Source organism: Mesorhizobium sp. P2_F7, from assembly GCF_056403695.1.
Genome location: NZ_JBFUFA010000003.1, coordinates 798,313 through 824,477 on the forward strand (window position 1 = coordinate 798,313; position 26,165 = coordinate 824,477).

Consider the following 26,165-nt stretch of genomic DNA (forward strand, 5'->3'; position numbering starts at 1 on the left):
GCCCAGCAGATATTCTACTATGGCGTTACCCTCATGCGTTTTCCGACGCGACGGCGGGTCTACCTTTTATGACGAGGGTCCGCGTCGCAAGTCCAGGGGTTGCGCGCGCCGGAAAAAATCGCACCTGCCTCCTGCGTAGCGGCGTTGGCCCGGCGGTGTTTCGCTGTTCTCGCAAGCGGTAATCTCACAGTTGAGGTGCGATCGAGGCACAGACCGCCAAGACGCCGGTTCGAACCCACCGATGTTTGCTTCCGGCCCGCCCCGTGCTGGAAGAGGTTCCGTGGCTGCTTTGCGCCTCATTTCGGACGGTCAAGCAGGCTTGAGCTCTTCCTGAAAGCGGACGTATCTCGTCTCTTGTCTGCTCTATTTCCTGACCGGCGCGATTGGCTGGCCCAAATCGGCCAGTCGGTGACCGCAGTTGGCAGTTCTGGAGTGGCAGCGACGGTCGGATAACGAACCATAGGATGTCGGAAGCCCCCTAGACTTATCACATCCCAGTCGGACCTGTTGTACCCTGGTGACGGTCTAAGCGTGCTTTGACGACAGATCCTAAGAAAACTACTAGTGGGTTGTGTGCCAAGCATTCTTACGGGAAGCTGGGGAACAAAATGCGCGACTGGCAGACTCCGCTCTGTACCCCGTTTGGGCCTTCGGTGACGGCGGAGGAAGTGGCTCGGGGCGTGGACCTTACCGGGCAGGTTGCAGTGGTAACAGGTGGTTCTTCCGGGCTGGGCTTGGAGACTGTCAGAGTGCTTGCAGCATGCGGCGCTAGCATCAGCGTAACCGCGATTGACCCTATAGCCGCCCACGCCGCTTTAATGGGAATTGGCGGGGTGGAGGTATGGCCTTTAAACCTAATCAATCAAATCTCTATCAAGACCTTCGCCGCGGACTTTCTCGAGCGACACAGCCGGCTTGACCTTCTGGTCTTGAATGCGGGCGTGATGGCGAGGCCGCTGTTTCGCGACGGAGAAGGTCGCGAGGGTAACTTCGCCACAAACTTCCTCGGACACTTTCGGCTGACGGCGCTACTGTGGCCAGCTTTACTTGCGGCGGGAAAATCTCGAGTGGTTGTTCTTTCGTCCCGAGCCCATCAGCTGTCCGATGTCAATCTCGACGATCTCGATTTTGTACGGCGTCCCTATGATAAATGGACCGCCTATGGCCAATCAAAAACTGCTAACGCGCTCTTAGCAGTGGCGCTCGACACGCGTGGACGCCGTCACGGGGTCAGCGCTTTCTCCGTGCACCCCGGAATGATAATGACGCCCGGGATACGTCATCTGACCCGGTCCGAATTCGATGCAGTTGGTGCTGTCGCTTCAGATGGGTCCCCTATAATCGATCCCGCAAGGGATTTGAAAACCGTGAAACAAGGCGCGGCGACGACAGTCTGGGCCGCTACCGCTCCTGTGTTGGACTCGATAGGCGGGGTCTATTGCGAGAATTGTGACGTCGCACGCATAGAGCCCAGTGAGGGATATGGAGTGCGCCCGTATGCCATCGACCCCGAGATGGCTGAGAGGTTGTGGCGCGTGAGCGCAAGGTTGACTGGGTTAGACATCGCAAGAACCTAAGGCATCACTTGACCCACCTTGGGGCAGGTTTGCGCGAAAAGACAGTCAGGCATCAAGCCCGATGAAACGAACTGAAGCCCTTGAGTGAAGATCGTCCATTACCGCAAAGGTCAATCGATCGCACGGTCGTCGTTAATTTGACTCGGGAGACTCGATCTCCTTCGCAACATCAATCTATACTCCGGCTGACAACGCTTCGTTCCAGGGAAGGACAGCTATGCAATTGCAAGCTTCCCCAAATGCAACCGCCGCAGCTTCGGTGATCGCCTTTGGCCCATTCCTGCTCTATCCGAGGCGACATCTTCTGCTCAAAAATGATGAACCTGTCACGATCGGGTCCCGAGCGCTCGAACTCCTGATCGCGTTGGCCGAGCGACCAGGGGAACTGGTAACGAAGGACGAATTGACCGCTCGCGCTTGGCCCAACGCCAGAGTGGAGGAGTCGAACCTTCGAGCGCAGATCGCATTGCTCCGCAGGGTGCTCGGTGAGGATCAAGCCGCTCCGCGATACATCGTCGCCGTTCCATCAAGAGGCTATCGGTTCATTGCTCCTTTCACCCGCTCTCATGTTGAGCACGAGCCCGAGAAGACAACGGCCCCGAACAACCTCCCAAAACGGCTGACGCAACCTATCGGACGTGAAGAAGCCATCAAGATCGTCGAAGGACGGTTTCAAAGGTTTCGGCTGGTCACCATTGTCGGCCCAGGTGGCATAGGGAAGACAACCGTCGGACTTCGCGTGGCAGAACAATTGTTGTCATCGCATGAGCATGGCCATTGCTTCGTCGACCTTGCCCCCATAACGAACTCCCAAATCGTCCCCTCAGTCCTGGCGTCACAGCTTCGCCTTCCCGACACATCGGGTGATCCAACCGCGAGCCTCATCGGGCACCTTCGCGGCAAACGTTTATTACTCGTGTTCGACAGTTGCGAGCTCGTTCTCGAAGCCGCCGCCCGTCTGGCGGAGACGTTGCTCCGCGAAGTGCCGGAGATCACCATCCTTGCCACCAGCCGCGAAGCCTTGCGAGTGGAGGGTGAAAGCGTCTACAGGCTCCCCCCTCTCGATACACCGCCGTCGGCGGCTGGTCTGACTGCTGCCGACGCGCTGGAGTTTCCCGCTATCCGTTTGTTCGTCGAGCGGGCGACCTCGTCCGGAAGCGGGTATACGTTCGACGACGATGAAGCGCCCGTAGTCACACAGATATGCCGCCAGCTCGATGGAATCGCCCTTGCGATCGAGCTTGCCGCAGCGCGGGTGGAGGCATTTGGCACACGCGGGATCGCGGAACTTCTCAACGATCGTCTTAGGTTGCTGACAGGGGGACGGCGCACCGCTTTACCTCGCCATCAGACTTTGGCAGCAATGATCGACTGGAGCTACGGAGCGCTTTCAAAAGAGGAGCGAAAGGTCCTGCGTCGGCTCGCCATCTTCGCAGGCGACTTCGGACGGGAAGCTGCTGTTGCCATCGCAACCGACGTGACCTCCCCCGACCGCGACGTACCAGGTTATCTTGCCAACCTCGTCGCCAAATCCCTGGTAGCCGTCGATGCACAACGCAAGGTCGCGCGATACCGTCTGCTCGACACAACGCGGGCATTCGTTTTGGAAAAAATTCGCGAGGAAGGGGAGCTCGACGCCGTCATTAGGCAACTGGCGACCTATCTGTGCGATGTCCTTCGACATTCGCAGGAGGAAGTGGAAACCCTGTCGAGCGAAGAGTGGCTGTCGAGATATGGTTCCCACATCAACAACATTCGATTCGCTCTGGACTGGGCGTACTCGGATCATGGCGATCTGGAAGTCGGACTAGCGGTTACCGTCGCCGCCATTCCGATGTGGTACCAGCTTTCTCTGGTCGACGAATGCCTGACCAGCGTCCAGCGCGCGCTGACAGGCATCGGTCCGGGAAGGCGAAGAAACGAGTACGCTCGTCAGATCATGCAGCTCTACAGAGCGCTGGGGCTCTCTCAAGCATTCAAAATCGGATTCGCGCCACAAGCACCGGCCGCGTTCGCCAAGGCGCTGGAAATATCTGAGGAACTGGCCGACGTCGACGCTCAAGCGGAGGCTCTTTGGGGCTTGTGGGTCGCACAAGTGGGCATGGGTGAGTACAAGGCCTCGCTGGGGAACGCCGAACGGTTCATGGCGCTCGCCCAAAGCGGACTCGATCGGTTCATCGGTGACCGGATGCTCAGTATGACCTTGTTTTGCATGGGTGACTTCCGTGGTGCCCGCCGCCACGCCGATATGATGTTGGCCCACGATGTCTCTGCGGACACCGCCTCCGCGAACTCAGTTCGTTTTAGGTTTGGCCAGTCGGTTTCGGCACGAATTCAGCCGGCCCAGCTCCTATGGATGCAAGGCCTTCCTGATCAGGCCGTCAAAGCGGTCCATGCCGCCGTCGCCGCCGCGCGGGAATCGGGCCACGCGATCTCGTTGTGTGAAGCCTTGGCTCGCTGGTCCTGTCCGGTCTTTGTTCATGTCGGCAACTTACCGGCCGCAGATTCAGCTATCACGGAGCTACTCGATTTGGCAAAAACGAACGCGCTCGGACCATGGGAGGTGTTCGGTCGGTGCTGGAAGGCGGCGCTTCTGATTCAGCGAGGACTTCCTGAGAGTGGCGTCCCCCTTCTCCGCAAGGGGATGGCTGACCTTCGTCAGGTAAAACTCTTCAACCTTTACACCGTCAGATTTCTCGGCTTTCTGGCCGAGGGCCTGTCTTCTCTGGGACAGCACGCCGAAGCGCGTTCTCTGGTGGAGGCGGCCATCAGGGCTAGCGAGGAGAAGGAGGAGCTCTGGTGTGTCGCCGAACTCTATCGCCTGGAGGGGGACGTCCTTTGGCGCGGCGGCGACGACCTCAAGTCCGTACAACAATGCTATCTCCATTCGCTCGATGTAGCGGGTAGGCAGGACGCCCTGTCCTGGGAGCTTCGGACGACCATGAGTTTGACGAAGTTGGCGCGTGACCGGGGAGAGACCGATCGGGCGCGTACACGATTGGCTGCGGTCTACGATCGATTCACTGAGGGCTTTGAAACCGCCGACATGGTGGCGGCAAAGGATCTTTTGACCGAGATCTCCTAGTCTTCCAGCGCGTTCCGCGCGTCAGTGCTCTCGCCACAAGATTTCACGACGATTCACTGGCTTGAAATCACGCGGCTCTGCCATCCTCTGTTGGTCGCCGGATAGCCGTCGACACCGCAGTGAGGCAGACAGATGACTATCCCGACAAAAATGGAGGCCCTCGTCCTAAATGAGACGAACTCCGACTTTGTCCGCACCAGCGTGGACTGCCCAGCGCCCGCGGCGGGCGAGGTCCTTGTCCGCGTCAAGGCGAGCAGCGTCAACCCGCTCGATCTCAAGATCAAAAGCGGCCAAGCTCCGCATGCGCGGCATCCACTGCCCGCTATTCTCGGTATGGATGTGGCCGGAGTTGTCGAGGCTGTCGGCCCCGGGGTGACCGCGTTCAAGGCGCAGGACGAGGTCTTCGGCATGACGGGCGGCGTAGGCGGTCTCCAGGGCTCGCTCGCGACTTTCGTCACCGTTGACGCTGATTTGCTTGGCCCCAAGCCTGCCAACATGACTATGCGCGAAGCGGCGGCATTACCGTTGGTGTTCATCACCGCTTGGGAAGGTCTGGTGGATCGCGCCGAGGTCCATGCCCGGCAGAGGGTGTTGGTACTCGGTGCCGGCGGCGTCGGCCACATTGCAATCCAGATCGCACGCGCTTTCGGAGCCGAGGTCTTCGCCGTGGACAAGGCTGCCAAGCAACGCGAGATAGAAGAGCTATGTGCCACCGCAATCGACCGCCATCAGACGACGGTCGACGAATACGTCAAAGACCATACGGGCGGGCGTGGCTTCGATATCGTCTACGACACTGTGGGCGGAGCCGGTATCGACGCCGCGTTCAACGCTGTGACCCGCTTCGGCCATGTCGTAAGCTGCCTGGGATGGGGCACCCATTCGCTCGGTCCACTCTCGTTCCGAGCCGCAAGCTACTCTGGCGTCTTCACGCTCCTGCCGATCCTGACCGGGGAAGGCCGCGCCCATCACGGGCAAATCCTGCGAGAGGCGAAGCGGCTCGCGGAAGCAGGAAAGATCACACCTCTCGTCGATCCCCGCCGCTTCAGTTTCGAGACCATTGCGGAAGCATATGCCGAAATCGAAAACCGAACTGCCAACGGCAAGATCGTGATCGACGTCACCCACTAAAGCGACCCCTTCAAGCTCTATCAAAGGAAACGCGTCATGCCATTCGTTAATGTGAAACTGGTCGACGGCGTGTTCACGCCGGAAGAGAAACATGCCATGGCGAAGGCCCTGACCGACGTCATGGTAAAGTTCGAGGGATCGGAGGCTTTCCGCGAGGTGGTATGGGTCCTTATCGAGGAACTCCATACCGACGGCTGGCACATCGGCGGCAGGCCGTTTGAAGGACCCAAGTCGTTAATGACGACTCTTTCGAAATCCAAAGAGGTCGTCGAAATGATCGACGGCACGCCTACCACCCGGAAAGAGTGGGCCGCGGCAGCGCCAGTTCTCGGCTGACCCTTTCAACCTCTACACGGCCGAACGAGAGCATCCGGGCAGCATACGTCCCGAGCCGTTTGTGAAGCCGTGTCCAGCCCGCGAAGGGAAGAGCAATGGATACGAGTACTTCCACGAAAACGCCCACGGCGACAAGACGGGAAGTCCTTATCGGGACCGGAGCCATCGCTCTCGCCACGACGCTGCCTTTGGCGGCTATGGCGTCTGCGAACTCAACCAATCCAACCATTGAAGATGGGAGTGAGATTATGAACAGCATCAAGGTGAAAGACGGCGCGCAGATTTTCTACAAGGACTGGGGAACAGGTCAGCCGATCGTGTTCCACCACGGGTGGCCGCTGAGCGGCGACGATTGGGATAACCAGATGCTGTTCTTCCTCGACAAGGGCTTCCGCGTCATCGCCCACGACCGGAGGGGCCACGGTCGCTCAAGCCAGACCTCCGACGGCAATGACATGGATACTTACGCCGCCGACGTCGCCGCACTCGCCGAGGCGCTCGACCTTCGCGATGCGATCCATGTTGGCCATTCGACCGGCGGCGGCGAGGTCACCAGGTACGTCGCCCGGCACGGCAAAGGCAGGGTCGCCAAAGCAGTGCTCATCTCTGCGATTCCTCCCGTGATGGTCAAGTCGGCCAAGAATCCTGGTGGACTCCCGATCGAGGTCTTCGACGGCTACCGCGCCGCCTTGGCGTCAAATCGAGCGCAACTCTATCTCGATATCGCTAGCGGACCATTCTACGGCTTCAACCGCCCAGGCGCCGTTATCTCGGAAGGCACGATTCGTAACTGGTGGCGCCAAGGGATGATGGGCGGAGCGAACGCGCACTACGAGTGCATCAAGGTGTTCTCGGAAACCGATTTCACCGAGGACCTGCAGATAATCGACGTTCCGGTCCTGATAATGCATGGAAGCGACGACCAGGTCGTGCCCATCGCCGACTCTGCCGAACTCTCTGTCAAGCTGCTCAAGAACGGAGCACTCAAGGTCTACGCCGGGTACCCGCATGGAATGTTCACAACGCATGCCGCTGTGATCAACGCGGACCTGCTCGCCTTTATCAAGGCGTGACCGCCTAGGCCTGCCCTCGATCTACTCAAGCCAAATTCAAAAGCTGTCGGCCCACCTGAGGTCGGCTGCGGAAAGGTATGTCATGATGACCGAACACATGCTTTCCCGGCGTGGATTTTGCCTTTGCTGCATAGGTGCTGCCACCTTCGCGGCGACCGGTGGTTGGATGAGCCCACGCGCGGCCTATGCCGAGGCGCGCGGGCTGGTGAGCCTCATCAAGGACAGCGCCGCCAAGGCAGACATTGCCACTCACAAGCTGAGGAACAACATCACCATTCTCGAAGGCTCTGGCGGCAATGTCGCGGTCCTGGGCGGCAAGGACGGGCTCGTCATGGTTGACGCAGGCATCAGCGTGTCGCGCGCCCAGATGACGAAGGCGCTCGCAGCCATCTCCGCCGAACCCGTGACCCATCTGATAAACACCCACTGGCATTTCGATCACGCGGACGGCAACCCCTGGATCGGTTCTGGCGGCGCCAAGATCATCGCACACGAAAACACTCGCAGGTACCTGTCGCAGGTTCAACGGGTCGAGGACTGGGACTACAATTTCCTGCCGGTGGAGCAGAGTGGGGTTCCTAAGCACGTCTTCTCAAAGGAGCATTCGCTCAAGCTGAACGGACAGTCGGTAGCCATGAAATATTATGGCCCGGCGCACACCGACGGCGACATCTCGGTCATGTTCGGCGAGGCGGACGTCCTCCATGTCGGCGACACCTACTGGAACGGGATCTATCCCTTCATCGACTATTCGACCGGAGGCGGCATCGACGGGATGATCGCGGCTTCGGATGCGAACTTGGCTACATCGACCGCCAAGACGATCATCATCCCAGGCCACGGAAACCCCGTGAGCAATCGAGCGGAGCTCCAGGAATTCCGCGACATGCTTGTCGCCGTGCGCGAGAAGGTCGCGGCGCTCAAGCACCAAGGGCGATCGAGAGACGAGACAGTCGCCGCCAAGCCCACGGCGTCGTTCGATGCCAAGTGGGGGAATTTCGTCATCGATCCAGGCTTCTTCACGCGGCTGGTCTACGAGGGCGTCTAGTACGAGCCTTCGTCAATCTTCCGATCTCTCCTGGCGCTTCCTCCCAACCCACACGCCGTCGGGACGCCCTTGGGGGCGTCCCCCGAACTGAACCTTCGATCAAATTCCGAACCCTAGGAGACAGCCATGTTGCAAGCAAAAAGTGCTCTTTTCATCGATATCCCGGTCGAACTAAAGGAAGTTAAGTCTGTTCACAGCATCGGGGGCCTTGAGTTCGAAGGCGACCTGCCAGCCGCGCTGTTCCATCTTCAACTGATCACCACGGACATCGCGAACTGGAAGGCGACATCGGACGTGATCGTGGTCTTCCACACCAATGCGGGTCACGTCACGCTCAGTGACGCGGCCTATAATGCGTCGCGCAACATTGCCACCGGCAACCCATACAAGAAGCTGGTTGCCGACCTCATCGACAAGGGGGTCAAGGTCGAACTTTGCGGTGCGACCGCGAAGGTTAACGGCTGGGGAAACGCCGATCTTCTCCCCCGCATCAAGATCAATCTCGACGCCATGGCACGCACGATCCAGCTCGTGCAGAAGGGCTTCGTCAAGATCACAGAGTGACGTTCGGTTCACCCGATCGGATCTCTCAATGGGACAAAGGAGATTGCCATGCCAACCCATGCACCGATGAGAGTTGGCATCATCGGCGTGCACCCCGACCGCGGCTGGGCGTCGACCGCCCATGTGCCTGCGCTGAGGGATTTGCCGCAGTTCAGCCTTTCTGTCGTGAGCCATCATAGAATTGAAACTGCGCGGGCGTCAGCCGAGAAGTTCGGTTTCCAGCGCGCGGTCTCGTCGACGGAGGAGCTTGTGAATCACCCTGATGTCGATCTGGTGGTCGTCACGGTTAGGGTTCCGGAACACCTTCGAGTGGTAACTGCGGCGCTGGAAGCGGGAAAGTCGGTGTTTTCCGAATGGCCACTTGGAATGAACTTGCGTGATGCGGAGACGATGAACTCGCTCGCCGTCGAAAAACGCGTCTCGACAATGATCGGCCTTCAGACCCGCGCGAATCCGACCGTCCGGCAAATGCGTGAGCTCATCAGGCAGGGCTATCTAGGCGAGGTGCTCTCTTGCTCGATCATTGGCTCGGGGATCACTTGGGGGGAAGAGTTGGAAGAAGCCTTCCGATATACCTTGGACCCGTCGAAGGGCGCGAGCATGCTGCACGTGCCGTTTGCCCACACTATCGACGCCTTACTGTTCGCATTGGACGACAACTTCCACAGCCTGTCGGGGACACTGGCCAACCGTCGCACCACGATTAGGATGACGGAGAGCCAGGAAATCGTTCCGCTCGACGTCGCCGACCAGATCGCCTTCAGTGGCAAGCTCACGTCAGGCGGCCTAGTCACGTGCCATTTCCGCGGCGGACTGTCACGAGCTACAAATTTCCATGTGGAGATCAACGGTAGCAGGGGTGACCTGTTGCTGACGAGTCCTGTCGGCTACGTGGGCCTGGGGGGATTCAAGCTTATGGGGGCACAAGCAGGCGAGTCCCTTCATCAAATCCCCGCAACGGGTGAATTCGCCGCCGGCGAAAACGTCCTGACGGGCAACGTGAGAAAACTCTACGAGTTCTTCGCTTCCGACATGACTTCCGGCACTCGGCAGGGGCCAACGTTTGGAGACGCTGTCACACTGCATCGTCTAATCGACGCGATTGAGCAAAGCGGGGGAGTCGCGCGCGATGTCTGAGACGATGCACGCGCTGGTGATGTGTGCGCCTGGCGGATCTGAGTTCTACAGGTTCGCGAGATAACAAGACCTGAGTCGAGAGACCCTCGGACGAGCTTGTCAGGTCCGCGCGACCGGCTTAAAGGCTGTCTGGATGCCAGCCGCGGTAGTTGGATGAGGGCTATTTGACGTCTGTACGTATTTCGGCGGCGTTATGACACCCTATACGACCAAAATTGGGTCGCCAGCGGAATGGCCGCTTCCTGACAATTTCGGCCTGATTGCGGACGGTCAGCTTCCGGCCAAGAGCTGCCGGACCGCAATGCGCCTGGTCATTGACCCAAAAGCAATCGCATCCTGAAAGCAGACGTTGCGAGGCAGCATCTTTCGACAAGCTCCGACGAAACCGTTGCGATTGTCTTCGAGCTTGCGTCAGCTGCAGACTCCGATACGTTGCGGATGGTGCATTGCACAACGGTATTGCCGAACTGCGTCCAGCAAAAGGAAATGCCCCACTGAGAGGAAGGGAGTTCGCCGAGTTTAGGAACGACTGGCGGCTGATATTGGCCGGCCTGATCGGAACGGCTTTAGGCTTGCCTGCTATCCCTTTCTACACAATCGGCATCTTTGCGCCGATCTTCGCGGAGGAATTCGGCTGGTCGTTCGCGACTATTTTTGGCGGTTTGTCGTTGTTGGCCGGTTCAGTGCTGAGCGTCGGGCCATTTTTCGCGACATTGATCGACAGATTCGGCGCGCGCCTGGTGGCATCGGTCTCCCTCCCGTGCATGGGCCTGAGCTACATGACGCTCGCGGCATCGAACGGGTCGATCGGACAATATTATCTCTCGTGGGTCGCTATCGCGATCTTCGGGTTGGGATCGACCCCAGTCGTCTTCACGCGGGTGATCAACAGCGCGTTCGAGGAGCGGCGAGGTCTTGCCCTTGGCATCGTATTGTCCGGCGCGGGCCTGTTCGCCTTCGTCGTAAAACCTCTGGCCCAGTTGTTGATCGAGACGGGCGGATGGCGCGTCGCAATACTCGTGGTGGGCGCTATGCCGGTGGTCATCGCGTGCCCGACGGTTCTCTGGGGCTTTGCGGGGCTGCGAAGCAAAAATGTTGGCGAGGGGCCGGCGATAAGCGACGCTTCGGAAGGCATGACCGCTCGTGAAGCTTTCCACTCCCGCTATTTTTGGCTCTTGGCTATTGTCTTTGTCCCGATGTCGCTGGCCATCGCCGCGCCACTGCCTAACATTGAAAACATACTTCGCTCGCTGCGTCTATCAGCTGGCGAAGTCGTCCAGCTCGCCTCGCTCGTGGGAATAGCGGCCGTAGCCGGCCGACTGCTTGGTGGTGTTCTGGTCGATCGCTTCTGGGCGCCTGCGGTGGGCACGGTCATATTGGCTTTGGGCGCGGCCGCCTGCCTCATCCTTTCGCTGGACCATGTGAGCTTCTCCACGGCCTGCATTGCCATTGTATTGCTCGGCCTCACCTCCGGAGTGGAATTCGACCTGATGGCCTATCTGGTTGCGCGCTATCTCGGGATGCGGAGCTACGCCACGACCTACGCGACTCTGTACGGGATCTTCGTAGTGGGCGCTTTCGTTGGCCCTAGCCTGTTCGGTTACGCGTTCGACAGCACGGGCACCTATTCGGGAATCCTCAAAGCCTGTGCGCTTCTGCTGATCGGAGGCGCGGCAACAGTTCTTTTTCTGGGGCCTTACCCGATCCGGAAAATCAAGGCATTGGCGTAACGCCGCCAAGCCTATCCCTGTCATCACGAGCCACTTCGGTTTTTACATCTTTTAACCAGCCATCCTGCGGTTCCAGCGGTATCGTCATCCTAAATTCTTGGATGGCTAGCTTGGATCTCGCTATCCGCTGCGAAGATCAGGAGGCTTCATGAGCAAGGGAAAAGTGGTTGTAATGGGCTCGAACGCCACTCGTATCGAAATACAGGGAGGCGGCACAGGCCCAACGGGGCAATACCTAAATGAGACCGTTGTGCCGATGCTGGCGCTTATCAGTGCCGGCTACGAAGTTGTGCTCGCCACTCCAACGGGCGCCAAGCCTTACATCGATCCTGCATCGGATGCGGTGCAGCACGTCGACGGCGATGAGAAGGCCTATCGGCGCGCCAAGGATTTTTTCGCAAATGACCCCTCGACGAACGCAGGTCATACCTTGCGATCTGTGATCGAGGAAGGGCTGGAAAATTATGCCGCCGTGTTCGTGCCGGGAGGCCAAGGGCCGGTCGTCGATCTGATGCAAGACCCTGACGCCGGAGAAATCCTTCGGCATTTCCATGCGGCAGGAAAACCCACCGCCTTGCTCTGCCACGGCCCGATCGCCTCGATCTCCGCGATGCCTAGGGCGAAGGAATTTCGCGCATCGATGATCCAGGGTAACCGCGCCAAGGCGACCGAGATCGCGAAGGGATGGCAATATGCCGGCTACGCGATGACGGTCTATTCGGCGAGCGAGGAGAAACCGATCGAGGACAACATCCTGCACGGCAAGCTTTATTTTTCTATGCCTGAAACATTGGACCTGGCGGGTGCCAAGACGACGGTCGGCCCCGACTTCGAGCCCCATGTTGTCGTCGATCGCGAACTCATCACCGGCCAGAATCCGCGCTCCGATCATCCGATCGCGGCAAAACTCATCGAAGCCCTTGATCGCGCCACTGCGACGCGCTGAAGAGCCTGAACGGGAGCGCCCCGCAGTCCACCCACTCGAAATCAAATTGGAGCCAGTTTCATGATGCGCATCGCCTTGGTCCTCCTCCTGTCGTTGATTGCTCCCGCAGCCGTGCTAGCCCAGTCCGGTGAGAAGCCCGTCTCGATCGTCCTGGTGCATGGCGCGTTCGTCGACGGCTCGGGCTGGAAATCCGTATTCGACATACTGACGGGGGAGGGATACGAGGTGCTCATCGTCCAAAACCCGACGATAAGCCTCGATGGGGACGTTGCTGCCACCCGGAAGGTGATCGCCGCGGCAAGGCATCCGGTGATCCTCGTTGGCCATTCCTACGGCGGGATGGTGATCACGGAGGCAGGCGACGATCCCAAGGTCAGAGCGCTGGTCTATCTGGCGGCCTTCGCGCCTGACGCCGGGGAGTCCGTCGCATCGCTCGCGGAAGAGCCAACGCCGCCTGGAGAATCGGGCGCCCCTTTGCTGCCGCCCAGTGATGGTTACCTGCTCGTAGACCCTTCAAAATTTCCCACTGCTTTCGCGGCCGATGTCGATACCTCCATTACGCGCTTCATGGCGGTTGCGCAGGTGCCGTGGGGCCTGGAGGCGGTGCAGACAAAGATTACCAAAGTCGCGTGGAAGTCCAAGCCGACCCATTTCATGGTCACAAAAAAGGACAAGATGATCCCGCCGACATTTCAGCGAGGCTTCGCGAAGCGGGCCAGCGCTACAACCCTGGAGATCGACAGCAGCCACGCCGTCATGCTCTCCCATCCGCAGGAGGTCGCCGCCTTTATAGAAACGGCGGCCAGCGCTAAATAGCAGACCAAGAGAACGATCATGAGCCACATTAAGATCATGGCCACATTCCTGGCGCGGCCTGGCAAGGCTGACGAGCTTGAGGCTCTGCTTTTCAGCATGGCACCCGACTGCAGGGCAGAGATCGGAAATCTGCGATGGGACGTCTGGCGGGACCAGGCCAAAGCAGATCGCTATGCGCTGGACGAACTCTATGTCGACAACGCGGCGGTGGCGGCACACCGGGAGACGCCGCATTACAAGAACTACCTTTCGAAAATCAATGACCTCGCCGAACGAAACGCTTTTGTCCTCGAGCCTGCCCTGGTCGCCAACAAGAATGGCTAGCCCGGCCTAGGATGCGTCACCGCACCGGGCCGCCTCCTGCCGCCTGAGGATCCCGAGCAGGTGGCGCGCTTTCGTGACGTTCGCGCACGGCGGTCCGTCATCGAATGCGGCGCAGACCGGAGACAGCAGTTCCTCTGCGTCGCCGTGCCGGTCGATTTGTGCCCAGAGTTCCGCCAAGGCCGTCGCGGCCCGAAGACGGAAGAAAAGCGCGCCGCTTTCGCGTGCGGTCTCCATGGCCACCATGAACGTCTCCGAGGCGCCCGCCAAGTCGCCGTCCAGCCACTGCAGCAGCCCGCGCACGCGCAGCAGTTCCGGCTGCGACCAGTATTCTCCCTGACGCTTGGTACGATCGAACGCGGCGCTCAGGCTGTCTCGGGCGAGCGCTATCCGTTTATGGCGCAATGCGCCTTCCGCAAGCATTGCGAGATAGATGGGCACCCGGACGAGGAAATTGTTATCGATGAGTTGCCCTACGGCTAGGCGCATGGCCTCAATGCCGTCGGCCTCGCCGTCCATGCTCCTCACCACGCCTTCGTAGAAATGGCAGACAGGCTGCCAGAGGGCGATATCCCGGGAGGCAAGATTGTGGGCCAGCGTCGCAACGTGCCGGCGTGCGGTTTCGGTCTCGCCGGCCCAAATGGCGAGAGGCAGGGCCGCCTGAGCAAGGGTGTTGGAATGGGACACGACGTGATCTAGCGCGAGGCTGTGGCCAATTGCATCGCGGAGCGCTGTCGTTGCCTCGCCGCGCTCCCCGGCTACCCAGGCCGCCGTCGCCAACGCGACCCGGATGGACACGAACCGATCCATCTGGAAGCGGGCGACGCCCGATCGCTTTGCAGCGGGGGCGTGCTCGCGCGCAAGCCTTTTGAGGTCATCACAAGCGCTGCGAACGTCGCCGCAGTAGAAGACTGCCGTCAGCCTGACGCGCTCTCCCTCCGCCGCTGCCGCCCTTTCGTTTTCCTGATCGGCGAGCCTGGCGAACTGCCCGAGCGTCGCGATGGCCTGCCGGTGCCGTCCTGTGAAGCTCTGCAATATGCCCAATCCCCACAGGGTTCGGAGCTGGTAATCGGTATTGCCGATCTCGCACGCCAGGCGGTTCGCTTCCGACCACGCCGCATCGGCTTCGGGACCGAAATGGTCGGAGAAGTTGAGGCCCGAAGCGAAGGAGGCAATGAGCTTCATCCCCACGGCGGGATCGCACCGCGACAGCGCATCGACCGAGCGCAGCGCTCGCTCCACGCTCCGGCGGCCTTCGGCGACAGTCGACAATTCATCCCAAAGGGGAATTGCGGCGCTGGTGAGACGCACGCCGATCTCGGGGTCGCCGCCATCGCCCAGGGTCCAGTCGATTGCCTTGCGCAGATCGTTTGTTCGCGGTTCGTAAGAGGCGGTCCATTCGCTCCTCGGTTGCCATTGCCACTGCGCTTCCGCCTGCTCGAAAAGCCGGAGAAGATAGCGGGCATGGCTGGATCGCGCGTCGGCAGCTTCTCCACTGCTGTCCAGGCGCTCGGCCGCAAAGCTGCGCGTGCTGTCGAGCAGGCGATAGCGAGGGGCGCCGCCAATGAAAGTAACCGACAGCAATGATTTCGCCGCGAGGCTCTCCGTGCACGCAGCGAGCTCTTCGATGCTACTGCCCATGCTGTCAGCGACCCCGATGACATCGGCGAGAAGGAAGCCTCCTGAAAAGACGGACAGCAGGCGCAGCAGGCGAGCCTCATCCCTGGAAAGGAGCTGGTAGCTCCAGGCCAGGGTCGCATACAGGGTCTGGTGTCGCGGCGGGGTTGCTCGGGAACTGGACCTTAGCGGCTCGAAGCTTTGTTCGAGAAGCTGGCGCAGGCTTGCCGGATCCGAAGCGGTCAGGCTCGACGCTGCGAGCTCGATCGCCAGAGCGATGCCGTCGAGGCGTCGGCATATAGCAGCCACGGAAGGCGCGTCCATATCGTTGAATTGGTACCCGCAGGCCTCGTGTGCCCGCCTAACGAAGAGCTCCACGGAGGCAAAAGCCATGGCCGTCTGTCGGTCGATACGGTCGTGCTCTTGCGGATACTGGAGCGGGGACAGGCGATAGACATGCTCCGAACGAGAGCGTAGCGGTTCCCGGCTCGTCGCAAGGATGTGAACGCCCGGAAGCGCCAGGGTCATGTGGTCTGCGATCGCCGAGGCGGTGCTGAGAACATGCTCGCAGTTGTCGAGCACAAACAGCAGCTCCCGGCCGCGCAATGCGTCGACAATTCCGGCGAGTTTATTTGTCCATTTGCCCCCGACACCCACAGCTGCCGCTATGGTCGAGTCCACAAGCTGGGGGTCGCCCGTAACCGCAAGGTCAACGAAACAAACGCCGTCTCGGTAGTGACCAAGAAGTTGTTTTGCCAAGGCTGTGGCGACGGTCGTCTTGCCAACCCCAGCCGGTCCAACGATGGTCAGGAACCGGCCCCCAGGAAGCTTAGCGGCGAGATCGGCAATGACGTCGTCGCGGCCAATGACTTGACCGGAGTTAGGCAATTGCCCGACGGGAAAATGGACCGGATCGGATGCCGATGCCCCATCTCCTCCGTAGACGCGCAACGGCGCGACGAAGCGGTAGCCGCGCCCGCTTACCGTGGCAATGCAGGACAGTCCTGACGACGTTCGCGGAAGGGCACGGCGCAAGGCGGCGATGTTGACCTTCAGGTTGGCTTCATGGACGAACGTGTCCGGCCAGGCAAAGCTTATAAGCTGATCCTTGCCCACAACCTCTCCTGCCCGTTTCACCAGCAAGTGCAGGAGATCGAGCGCGCGCGCCCCCACGCGCACCGGCTTGTCGGCGAGCATCAACAGTTGACGGTCCGGGATGAAGCGATAGTCGCCGAAACAATATGTTTTGCCGTCTGCCCTTCCAGATCGTTCCATGCCTCTCTGCTTCTCCGACCTGAATGCATCCCCTTCCCAGCTGCGCCTGCCTTTCCAAACGTAACGTCGCATGAAGCTGGCCAGCTTTAACGTGCTGGCAAATTTAACCTCTTTTTACACCCAACGCCAGAACACGCCGGGTCGCCCTCACCATCATGGGGAGGCGCAATTTCCATAACCGGCCCGGATTTACCTATTTTTACCGCGGGATGGGGTCGTCCGGTCGTAATGTGCATTGCAAACGAGATCGCCTTGCGGCTCTCGCGAGACCGGGCGGCGCAGGACATTTGCGACAACCGGCGCAGGCCGGTCAGTAACCGATAGGCGGTGTTCACGAATAGAGTTTGGCAGGCTCGCAATGAACTTGCGCCAAAATCTGACCACCGACAAAGCGAGCTGAGAGGATTGCGACGATGCCCCGTTCCCTAACCACCCTCATACTGTCCGATGCAAAGCGGATGCTGGAGGCGGGCGAAGCCAGGGCTGTCAGCCTGGGAATCGCCTACAACATCGCCGTCGTTGATGGCGGTGGCGCGCTCGTGGCGTTTGTGCGTCAGGACGGCGCCCTGATGGGCAGCATCGATCTGGCCATTGGCAAGGCTGTGACGGCCCGCTTGTTCGATAAGACTACCGCCTACCTGAGCGAGCTGGCGCAGCCCGGCGCGCCGCTCTTTGGCATCGATCAAAGCAATGGCGGGCGGGTCATCATCTTCGGCGGCGGCGTTCCGGTGCGGATCGACGGAGAGATCATTGGCGCGGTTGGCGCGAGCGCCGGAACGGTCGAACAGGATATTTCGGTAGCCGAGGCGGCGATCGCGGCATTCGCTGCAAGCAGCCGCGCGACAACCGGTAAAAAGAGGTAAATTCTGGCCGGGCATCCCTTTGCAGCTTTAGAAGCTGCTCGTAACGTTTCAGCCGTAGCCAAGTACCGGCGAACTAGGGAAGGCTGGCAATGTTTGATATTACGGTCAATGGCATCAGTCATCAAATCGATGTGGTACCCGAGATGCCTTTGCTCTGGGTTCTGCGCGATGAGCTTGGCATTACAAGTCCGAAGTATGGCTGCGGAATAGCCCAATGCGGCGCCTGTACTGTGCAAGTCGATGGAACAGCCGTCCGCTCCTGTCAGGCGCGTATGGTTGATGTCGCGGGCAAAGAGATCACCACGATCGAAGCCGTTGGCAAAGGCAGGCTGCACCCGGTGCAGGAGGCCTGGATCGAGCATCAGGTACCACAGTGCGGCTACTGCCAGGCCGGCCAGATCATCCAGGCGATCTCGCTGCTGGAATCAAACCCCAAACCGACCGACGAGGATATCAACGAGGTCATGTCGGGCAATCTCTGCCGCTGCGGCACATATGAACGCATCCGGGTCGCGATCCACGCGGCGGCGGAAAAGATGGGAGGGCAATGAGATGGGCGCTAGGCCAGGTCTTTCCCGCCGCGCCTTCGTATTCGGCTCTGCTACCATCGCTGGAGGGGTCGCCTTCGGGTCGTATGGCCGGGCCGAGGAGACGCACGCTTCTCCCGACACGACGAACCCACTGGCGGCGGACCTCGGTCCGGACTCGGTCGCATTCAATCCGTGGGTCGAGATCAGCTCGGACAGGATCACGCTGATTGCACAGCATGCCGACATAGGACAGGGCATTGGTTCTATTCAGCCGGTGATGATCGCGGAGGAACTGGACCTGGAACTCGGCCAGTTCGAGGTCCGCTTCGCCGGTCCCAGCCCCGCCTATTTCAACACAGGCTTCGCGCACGAAATCGCCCCGTTTATGGCGGCGGACCAGAGCCCCGAGGCCGAGAAGGGTCGCGCGGCTGCGCTGGAATGGCTGCGGCAGTCCGGCCTGCAGATGACCGGAGGCTCCAGCGCAATCCCCGACACCTATCAGAAGCTTCGCGTGGCCGGCGCCGTTGCACGGGAAACGCTGAAGGCTGCCGCTGCCAAGCGCAGCGCCGTTGCTGTCTCAGAGATTCGCACCGCGGCGGGCAATGTGATCCTGCCGGACGGGACCAAAATCCCCTACGTCGCGCTTTCAGCAGAGGCAGCGAAGATACAGCCGGTCACCGACGTCAAGCTGCGTGACCCGTCACAGTGGCGCTTGATCGGCAAGCCGATGGTGCGGCTCGACATCCGCGCCAAGGTCACCGGCGAAATGATCTTCGGCATCGATCGAAAGATGGACGGCATGGTCTATGCGGCTGTCAAGCTTAACCCCAACAAGGGTCAGCCCATCAAGTCGTTCGACGCCGGCAAAGCCCAGTCGATGCCCGGGGTCCAGAAGGTCCTCAAAGTATCCAACGGCGTCGCCGTAATCGCGACGAACAGCTGGTATGCCATGCAGGCGGCAGAAAGCGTCGATTGCATATGGGAGCCGTCCAAATACCCGGCTGAACAGGCCGGACACTGGGCCGTCGTGGAATCCTCCTTCGTCCCGGAATTCCTTGCAAAACAGTGGCGCAACGACGGGGATGTTGATGCCGTAATGAACGAAGGCACCCTTGTCGAGGCTGAGTACCGAGCACCCTATGTAGGCCACCAACCGCTGGAGCCTCTTAACGGAATAGGTATCGTGACTGACGACGGGATGGAAATCTGGGTCGGCCACCAGACGCCGCAATCGGTGCAGTTCATTGCGGCCAATGCGATCGGCATGAAGCCCGAACAGGTCACCTTCCATAATGAGTGGTCGGGTGGAAGCTTCGGCCACCGCCTGGAATTCGAGAACGTCAGGGCGCTCGCCGAGATCGCGAACCAGCTGCGCGGAACGCCGGTGAAGATCGTCTTCTCGCGGGAACAGGACTTCCTGCAGGATATCCCGCGGCAGATCGCGATGGGCAGGTATCGGGGCAGCGTCAAGGACGGCAAAATCGTCGCGGCCGATGTTCAGGTGGCGGCCACGCCTCCGTTCAAGGAGCTGCTGGGGCGCATGGGCATGCCGCCGAAAGCCCCCGATGGCCAATTGGCCGTGGGTATATGGAACATGTACTACGACATCCCCAACTATCGTGCGAGCAGCTTCGAGGTGCAGGGCGTGTCGCCATCCACCACTTGGCGGTCGGTCGGCGCGTCGGCCAACGGCTTCTTCACAGAAAGCTTCATCGACGAGCTGATCCATGCGGCCGGGCTCGATCCGCTCCAGGCGCGCATCGACATGTGCAAGATCCCGATCTACCGCAAGATTCTGGAGACGGTCGGCGAGATGGCCGACTGGAAGGGCCCACTCGGTAACGGAAAGGGCCGAGGCGTCGCCTTCGTCGAGGCATTTGGCACGGCGGTGGCCGAAATCGTCGAAGTCAACATGACCGACGCTGGCGTCAAGATCGACAAAGTCTGGGTGGCAGCCGATGTCGGCAAGATCATTGATCCCGTCAATTTCGAGAACCAAGTCCAAGGCGGCGTCGTCTGGGGGCTCGGTCATGCCATGAACTGCGAGCTCACATACTCCAACGGAGCGGTGCAACAGACCAATTACAATCACCACGAAGCCATGCGCATGTATCAGTGTCCGGTGATCGAGGTGCGTGGCCTGGAAAACGACTACACGGTCAGGGGTATAGGTGAGCCGCCAGTCCCGCCTGCAGCGCCGGCGCTCGCGAACGCCATCTTCGCTGCGACAGGCAAGCGTATCCGCGAAATGCCGTTCAACAAGTTCATCGACTTCGTTTGAGGGGGGGCGGCCTATGCAGAGACTTCTGATTGCGCTCACAGTTGCTGGCTCGACGCTAGCGCCCCTCACGGTGATGGTTTACGCGGAAGGCGAGCGCTCTAAGGATGCACTGCCGCCAGGAAGCGTCAGCCGGGCGGCCGGGCTGGAGGCATGGCAAAGGATCGAGGCGGTGGTCACACATCCGCGCTGTGCCAATTGCCATGTCGACACCCGTGGAATTCCGATCTGGACGCCTGCCGGTGAAACGGGTTCCCGTGCTCACGGCATGAGCATACATGCGGGCTTGAGCCGGATTGGCGCCGAAGCGATCGCCTGTTCTACCTGCCATATGACGTCCACTCTGCCGAATGACCCCGCTCCTGCGCCGCCCCGAGCCGGCATTCCTTGGCAACTCGCTCCCGTTGAGTTCCTTTGGTACGGTCAGAGCGGTGCCGAGATTTGCAAACAACTGAGGGACCCGGCCCGTAACGGTGGTCGCGATGTCGTCGGCTTGCTTGATCATCTTCGGCACGATGCGTCACTTGGCGGGTTCATTCCCAGAGGGTGGGAGCCAGGGGCAGGCCGCAGCGTTCCGCCAGGAACCTTCGAAGACCATGTTAAAGACCTTGCGGAATGGGGAGCCGCCGGACAGCCATGCCCTGAATGATGGTGCCGGAGTATCCGCAGAAACATTCGCTATTACCAACTTAAAGCTCTAAGGACCTCGGCTGCTTGGGGACCAAATCTGCCAGTCGTCAATGCGCTGTGACCGGTGTGACATGAATGTCCGCTCTGACAGCTTTGACGCTAGAACCTGTCCGTCTGCTTACGGCCCTTTTCGGTCATTCACTACAAGGGATTTCTACCTGCGGCTAAATCGGCGATATCTCGAAGCCCGTAGTTAGTCGCGTTCATCGTCCTTAGGTTCGCCAGACCATACGAGAGAATACGAAGAATATGGCTTGGCGAACCATCCGCTAACATATTGATTTCCTGTAGAAAACGGTGACCCTCCGGGCCCACCAAAACGACCGCGTAAGTTGCGGATTTTTATGCCATTTTCTGAAGGGGCCCACGACGTGGACTCGACCCCCCTATTCCTACCCAAGCACTTATTGGTCGAACGTCCGTTTCTGCGGCCGTTTTGTAATGCGCTCCAGGCGTTGGACGCCGACAGCTCTGGCGAACCACGATCGGTTTGCTGAGCCAGTGTTTGTGCCTTTTGCGGTTCTAGACTAGCAATCCGAAAGCTCGCCCACCACACTCGGTCGTCTACTTGGCAGCCCATTCACTGGGACGCGGAACGATACAGGAAACTTCTTGATTTTGGTCCACGAAAAAACAGTGAAATCAGCGTTCGTGTCACCGCTCGCCGCTTTGCGAGCCGAATAGCGGTTGGTCGGTGCGATGCGACTGGAGTGATGACGACAGATCGACCGCCATGGCCAATCAGCCTGCCAAGCGCGCGTTTTCTGAAAAATAGAACGAGCACAATGGTATATTTTGTTGTCAAAAAAGGCAAAAAATCAGCCGTTTTACGATATTTTACCTCTTGGGGTCGCCAAAATCTAAGGACTTGTGTACACCGATCTCAATTATTGACGTTAAATTAACAACGGAATATGGTTGATTTTGACCCGCAAGGTACCTGCCGCTTTAATGTCGCTTTGCTCCATTGATTGTCGCTACGCCTGTCGCCCTTGCCTCAGCCTACAGGGAACGCCTGCAGTGCGCATCGCCAGTTGCTGAATGAGGCGGTAAGCATGCCCTGCCTGCTCGGAATCGACAACGGCCTCACCGTCACCAAGGCAGTGATCTTCGATGCCGACGGCACGCAGCTGTCGGTGGCGCGGCGGCGGGTGCCGCAATCGATGCCGCATGCGCGCTGGGTGGAGCGCGACATGGCCGGCCTCTGGCAAGCCACTGCCGAGGCCATCAGCGAGGCGATCGCACTGTGGGGCCGCCCGGCCAGCGACATCAGGGCGGTGGCGGCGACCGCGCATGGTGACGGGGTCTATCTGCTCGACAAGGACCGCCGGCCGCTAGGCCCCGGCATCCTGTCGCTCGACAGTCGTGCGGGCGAGATCGTCGAAAAATGGTCTCAAGGTTCGGTTTTCGACGAAGCGCTGGCGCTGACCGGCCAGGCGCCGCATGTGTCGGCGCCGTCGGCGCTGCTGGCATGGCTCAAACAGAACGATCCTGACCGCTATGGCCGCATCGGCCATGTGCTGGCCTGCAAAGACTGGCTGCGCTTTTGCCTGACCGGCACGATCGGCACCGACCGGACCGAGGCCAGCACCTCTTTCACGGATTTCCGCACGCAAGCGTTTGCGCCGGAAGCGATGCGCATCTTCGGACTGGACGACCTGTTCGAGGCGCTGCCACCAGTGGCGCATTCGGCCGACATCGTCGGACAGGTTACCGCCGAGGCCGCCGACATGACTGGCCTGCCCAAGGGCACACCCGTCGCTTGCGGCCTGCACGACGTGACCGCCTCCGCACTTGGCATGGGCGGCCATGAGGAGGGCACGCTCGCCATCGTCGCCGGCACCTATTCCATCAACGAAGTCGTTTCGTCAGAGCCGCGCGTCGACCGGCGCTGGTTCTGCCGCAACGCCTTGGACGTCGGCCGCTGGAACAACATGGCGATCTCGCCGGCCTCGACCGCCAACTATGACTGGTTTCTCGACACGTTCTGCCGCGCGGAGCAGGACAGGACGGATGGCGGCTCCATCCACGAACTGCTGGCAGCAGAGATCGACGCGGCGCTGAAAAGGCCTTCGACCATCCTGTTTCATCCCTATCTGTTCGGCTCCCCCTTTGGCGAGGTCGCCAGCGGCAGCTTTGTCGGTTTGCATGGCTGGCACAATCGCGGCGACATGCTGAAGGCGGTTCTGGAAGGCATCGCCTTCAATCACCGCACCCATGTCGAAGCGTTGCGCGATGGCTTTGCTGTCAGCGAGATCCGCCTGACCGGCGGCAGTTCGCGCAACCCCGTCTTCGTGCAGATGTTTGCCGACGTGCTGAACGCCCCGGTCACCGTCACCTCGACGGATGAGGCCGCCGCTTTGGGTGCCGCGCTTTGCGCAGGTGCTGCGGTCGGCTTGTTCAAGACGCCACAAGAGGGTGCAAGGCAGGTCGGCATGACGGAGCGGACATATCAGCCAGCGCCCGCCTCTAGTGCTGTGTTCAATGAGCGGTTTTCGCTCTACTGCCGCATCGCCGAGCAGCTGAAGTCGCATTGGCCGGAAATCGAAAGGCTGGCACGGCCGGGGGAAAACGCATGATCAAGGCCGACGAACGACGCGAAGAGATCGCCGATTATGTGATCAAGCTGGGGCAGGTGCGCATCGACGATCTGGTCGAGCATTTCGGCGTGTCGCGCATGACCATCCACCGGCACATCGACCGGCTTGCCCAGCAGGGCGTGCTGCGCAAGCTGCATGGCGCGGTGACGGTCCAGCCCTCGGGTCTCTACGAAAGCGCCTTCCGCTACCGGGTGACGGTCAACCGGGCCGAGAAGGATGCGCTGGCGCGGGCAGCACTGGATTATGTCGAAGCCGGCCAGGTTGTCATGCTCGACGATTCATCGACGGCAAACGCGGTCGCGACCCTGCTGCTCGACGTCAAGCCGCTGACGGTCGTCACCAACAGCGTGTCGACGGCTGCGCTGATGATCAATGTCGACGACATCGATTTCATCTGTCTCGGCGGCCAGTATCACAGCACCTACAATGCCTATATCGGCATCGTCTGCGAGAACGCCGTGGCGCAGCTGCGTGCCAATGTGCTGATCTGTTCGGCTTCGGCGATCACCGGAACGACCGCCTTCATCCAGGATCCGAATGTCGTGCGGGTGAAGCAGGCGATGATGGCCGCATCCGTCAAGCGCATCCTCTTGGTCGACCATGCAAAGTTCGACCGGATCGCGCTGCATGTCTTCGACGATCTGACCAGTTTCGACGCCGTGCTGGTGACCGAGGGCCTGGGCGACGCGCAGGCGCAGAGCCTCGAACGGGCGGGCGTGAAGCTGCGCATCGTCAAGACGAAAGCGCCATGAGCCCAACGGACGGAGCAGGTGCGGACAACCCCGCCGGGCGTCTCGCCGCCATGGCTGCGACCGGCGAGGTCGACGTCGTCATCCTTGGCGCCGGCATCAACGGGGCGGGGTTGTTTCGCGACCTGTGCGCGCAAGGCGTCAGCTGCCTGATCGTCGACAAGGCGGATTTCGGCTCGGGCACCAGTGCCGCACCGTCGCGGCTCATCCATGGCGGCCTGAAATATCTCGAAACCGGCGAATTCGGGCTGGTGGCGCAGTCGACGCTCGAACGCAATCTGCTTCTGCAAAACGCACCGCATTACGTCAGCCCGCTGCCGACCGTCATCCCGATCTTCTCCTGGGGCAAGGGCATGCTGGCGGCGTTGCGAACGCTGTTCGGCTCGACCAGCGCGCCGCGCAGCCGCGGCGCCATCCTGATCAAGATCGGCTTGATGATCTATGATTTCTACGGTTCGCGAAATCAGGTCATGCCGCGCCACCGCATGGTCGGGCGCCGGCAGGCGCTTGGCGAGATGCCGGCGCTCAATCCGGCGATCGTTGCCACCGGCACTTATTACGACGCCAAGATAAGCCACCCGGAACGGCTGGTGCTGGAACTGATCCTCGATGGGCTGCAAGCAAATACGGCCTCCGCCAGCGCCAACTACACAGCACTCGAGACTTCAGCCAATGGCGTGCTCACCTTCCGGCCGGAAAACGGCGATGCATTCTCGGTGCGGCCAAAGCTGGTGGTGAACGCCGCCGGTCCGTGGATCGACGACGTCAACGCGCTGCTTGGCACGCCGTCGAACATGATCGGCGGCACCAAGGGCTCGCATATCCTGCTGAAGCATGACGAACTGGTCAAAAGCCTGGCCGGGCGCATGCTTTATTTCGAGGCCGATGACGGCCGCATCTGCCTTGTCTACGACTATCTCGGCCTGGCGCTGGTCGGCTCGACCGACATCAAGGCCGACAATCCGGACGCGGTGCGTTGCGAACCCGAAGAAGTCGAGTATCTGCTCGAGAGCGTGCGCACGCTGCTGCCGGGCATGGCATTCGAGCGCGACCAGATCGTCTATGCCTATAGCGGTATCCGACCCTTGCCGACGTCCGAGGCATCGACGCCAGGACTGATCAGTCGCGATCATTCGGCGCCGGTGGCTGAGGCGGATGGCAACAGGCCCTTTGCAGTCATTTCGCTGGTCGGTGGCAAGTGGACGACGTTCCGCGGTTTTGCCGAGGAAGTCGCCGACACTATTCTCAACCGCCTGCAGCGCAGTCGCAAGGTGTCGACACAGTTGATGCCGATCGGCGGCGGGAGGGATTTTCCGGCCAATGCCGCGGCGCGCCCAAACTGGCTGGCTGAGGCACAGCAGGCAACGGGCGCCGGGGAAGGGCGTCTTGACCAATTGCTGTCGCGCTACGGGACCCGAGCCGCGCAGATCGCCAAGTGGGGGTCGAACGATGAGGGTCGCCTGCCGGACTCCGACGGCTACGGCAAGGCGGAAATCGACTACATCGTCCGCAACGAATTCGTCGAGCATCTGGCCGACATCGTCATGCGCCGCAGCACGCTGGCGATCGGCGGTTCCGTGACGAGCCACGATTTACAGGAGATTGCCGCGATCGCCGGGCGGGCGTTGGCATGGAGCCCCGAGCGCCTCGCGCGGGAAGTCGAAGCCGCTGTTGTCGAGCTCGAGGGCAGGAACTTGATGCGGCTGGACTGATCGCGCGATCGCCGATGCCGATAGCTTTTCCTGAGGCAACCCAATCGGTTTGCCCCTGTCGCTCCTTGTGCGCAGGACTCCCATCTC

Annotated in this window: 19 protein-coding genes; 18 read left to right on the plus strand and 1 reads right to left on the minus strand. The window is 60.5% G+C overall.

Annotated features, from left to right (window positions below):
* The first annotated feature begins 608 nt into the window (after window positions 1-608).
* The 12 genes from AC1DZ8_RS13595 (at window position 609) to AC1DZ8_RS13650 (ending at window position 13,767) form a co-directional block, all read left to right on the plus strand.
* A complete protein-coding gene (locus tag AC1DZ8_RS13595; RefSeq protein WP_477304723.1) occupies window positions 609-1,577 on the plus strand; it encodes an SDR family NAD(P)-dependent oxidoreductase in 969 nt (322 codons plus the stop codon).
* Window positions 1,578-1,794: 217 nt separating this feature from the next.
* On the plus strand, window positions 1,795-4,662 hold the full coding sequence (locus tag AC1DZ8_RS13600; protein WP_477401018.1) for an ATP-binding protein: 2,868 nt from the start codon (window positions 1,795-1,797) through the stop codon (window positions 4,660-4,662).
* A gap of 132 nt (window positions 4,663-4,794) precedes the next feature.
* A complete protein-coding gene (locus AC1DZ8_RS13605) occupies window positions 4,795-5,793 on the plus strand; it encodes a zinc-dependent alcohol dehydrogenase family protein (protein WP_477304719.1) in 999 nt (332 codons plus the stop codon).
* Window positions 5,794-5,829: 36 nt separating this feature from the next.
* Complete coding sequence (locus tag AC1DZ8_RS13610; RefSeq protein WP_056584964.1) at window positions 5,830-6,129, plus strand: tautomerase family protein; 300 nt, start codon at window positions 5,830-5,832, stop codon at window positions 6,127-6,129.
* Between the two features lie 95 nt (window positions 6,130-6,224).
* Window positions 6,225-7,202: an alpha/beta fold hydrolase gene (locus AC1DZ8_RS13615; protein WP_477304717.1), complete on the plus strand. Its 978-nt coding sequence runs from the start codon at window positions 6,225-6,227 to the stop codon at window positions 7,200-7,202.
* A gap of 82 nt (window positions 7,203-7,284) precedes the next feature.
* On the plus strand, window positions 7,285-8,250 hold the full coding sequence (locus AC1DZ8_RS13620; protein ID WP_477304715.1) for an MBL fold metallo-hydrolase: 966 nt from the start codon (window positions 7,285-7,287) through the stop codon (window positions 8,248-8,250).
* Between the two features lie 126 nt (window positions 8,251-8,376).
* A complete protein-coding gene (locus AC1DZ8_RS13625) occupies window positions 8,377-8,814 on the plus strand; it encodes a DsrE family protein (RefSeq protein WP_477304714.1) in 438 nt (145 codons plus the stop codon).
* 48 nt (window positions 8,815-8,862) lie between these two features.
* The gene (locus tag AC1DZ8_RS13630; RefSeq protein ID WP_477304712.1) at window positions 8,863-9,951 is read left to right on the plus strand and encodes a Gfo/Idh/MocA family protein; all 1,089 of its coding nucleotides are present in this window, start codon (window positions 8,863-8,865) and stop codon (window positions 9,949-9,951) included.
* A gap of 446 nt (window positions 9,952-10,397) precedes the next feature.
* Entirely contained in the window at window positions 10,398-11,681 is a 1,284-nt protein-coding gene (locus tag AC1DZ8_RS13635) for an MFS transporter (RefSeq protein ID WP_477304710.1), read from the plus strand.
* A 148-nt stretch (window positions 11,682-11,829) separates the two neighbouring features.
* Entirely contained in the window at window positions 11,830-12,627 is a 798-nt protein-coding gene (locus AC1DZ8_RS13640) for a type 1 glutamine amidotransferase domain-containing protein (RefSeq protein WP_477304708.1), read from the plus strand.
* A 63-nt stretch (window positions 12,628-12,690) separates the two neighbouring features.
* Window positions 12,691-13,443, plus strand: coding sequence for an alpha/beta fold hydrolase (locus AC1DZ8_RS13645; RefSeq protein ID WP_477304850.1), 753 nt, complete (start codon window positions 12,691-12,693; stop codon window positions 13,441-13,443).
* An 18-nt stretch (window positions 13,444-13,461) separates the two neighbouring features.
* Entirely contained in the window at window positions 13,462-13,767 is a 306-nt protein-coding gene (locus AC1DZ8_RS13650; RefSeq protein ID WP_477304706.1) for a putative quinol monooxygenase, read from the plus strand.
* Window positions 13,768-13,773: 6 nt separating this feature from the next.
* Here the strand turns inward: AC1DZ8_RS13650 and AC1DZ8_RS13655 are convergent, their stop codons facing one another.
* Window positions 13,774-16,656 carry an ATP-binding protein gene (locus AC1DZ8_RS13655; RefSeq protein WP_477304704.1) on the minus strand — a complete coding sequence of 961 codons (2,883 nt, stop codon included), beginning with the start codon at window positions 16,654-16,656 and terminating at the stop codon, window positions 13,774-13,776.
* 413 nt (window positions 16,657-17,069) lie between these two features.
* Here AC1DZ8_RS13655 and AC1DZ8_RS13660 point away from each other — a divergent pair, with 413 nt between their 5' ends.
* From AC1DZ8_RS13660 to AC1DZ8_RS13685, 6 genes are all read left to right on the plus strand, one after another.
* Window positions 17,070-17,519 (plus strand): GlcG/HbpS family heme-binding protein, encoded by a 450-nt coding sequence (locus AC1DZ8_RS13660; RefSeq protein WP_477304702.1) that lies wholly within the window; start codon window positions 17,070-17,072, stop codon window positions 17,517-17,519.
* Window positions 17,520-17,608: 89 nt separating this feature from the next.
* On the plus strand, window positions 17,609-18,070 hold the full coding sequence (locus AC1DZ8_RS13665; protein ID WP_477304700.1) for a (2Fe-2S)-binding protein: 462 nt from the start codon (window positions 17,609-17,611) through the stop codon (window positions 18,068-18,070).
* 1 nt (window position 18,071) lies between these two features.
* A complete protein-coding gene (locus AC1DZ8_RS13670) occupies window positions 18,072-20,330 on the plus strand; it encodes a xanthine dehydrogenase family protein molybdopterin-binding subunit (RefSeq protein WP_477304698.1) in 2,259 nt (752 codons plus the stop codon).
* A gap of 1,742 nt (window positions 20,331-22,072) precedes the next feature.
* Window positions 22,073-23,596, plus strand: a complete 1,524-nt coding sequence (locus AC1DZ8_RS13675; protein WP_477304696.1) for an FGGY-family carbohydrate kinase — start codon at window positions 22,073-22,075, stop codon at window positions 23,594-23,596.
* Window positions 23,593-24,369 carry a DeoR/GlpR family DNA-binding transcription regulator gene (locus tag AC1DZ8_RS13680; protein ID WP_477304694.1) on the plus strand — a complete coding sequence of 259 codons (777 nt, stop codon included), beginning with the start codon at window positions 23,593-23,595 and terminating at the stop codon, window positions 24,367-24,369. Before AC1DZ8_RS13675 ends, AC1DZ8_RS13680 begins: the two co-directional genes overlap by 4 nt.
* Complete coding sequence (locus tag AC1DZ8_RS13685) at window positions 24,366-26,078, plus strand: glycerol-3-phosphate dehydrogenase/oxidase (RefSeq protein ID WP_477304692.1); 1,713 nt, start codon at window positions 24,366-24,368, stop codon at window positions 26,076-26,078. The genes AC1DZ8_RS13680 and AC1DZ8_RS13685 overlap by 4 nt, the downstream gene beginning before the upstream one ends.
* Window positions 26,079-26,165: the final 87 nt, after the last annotated feature.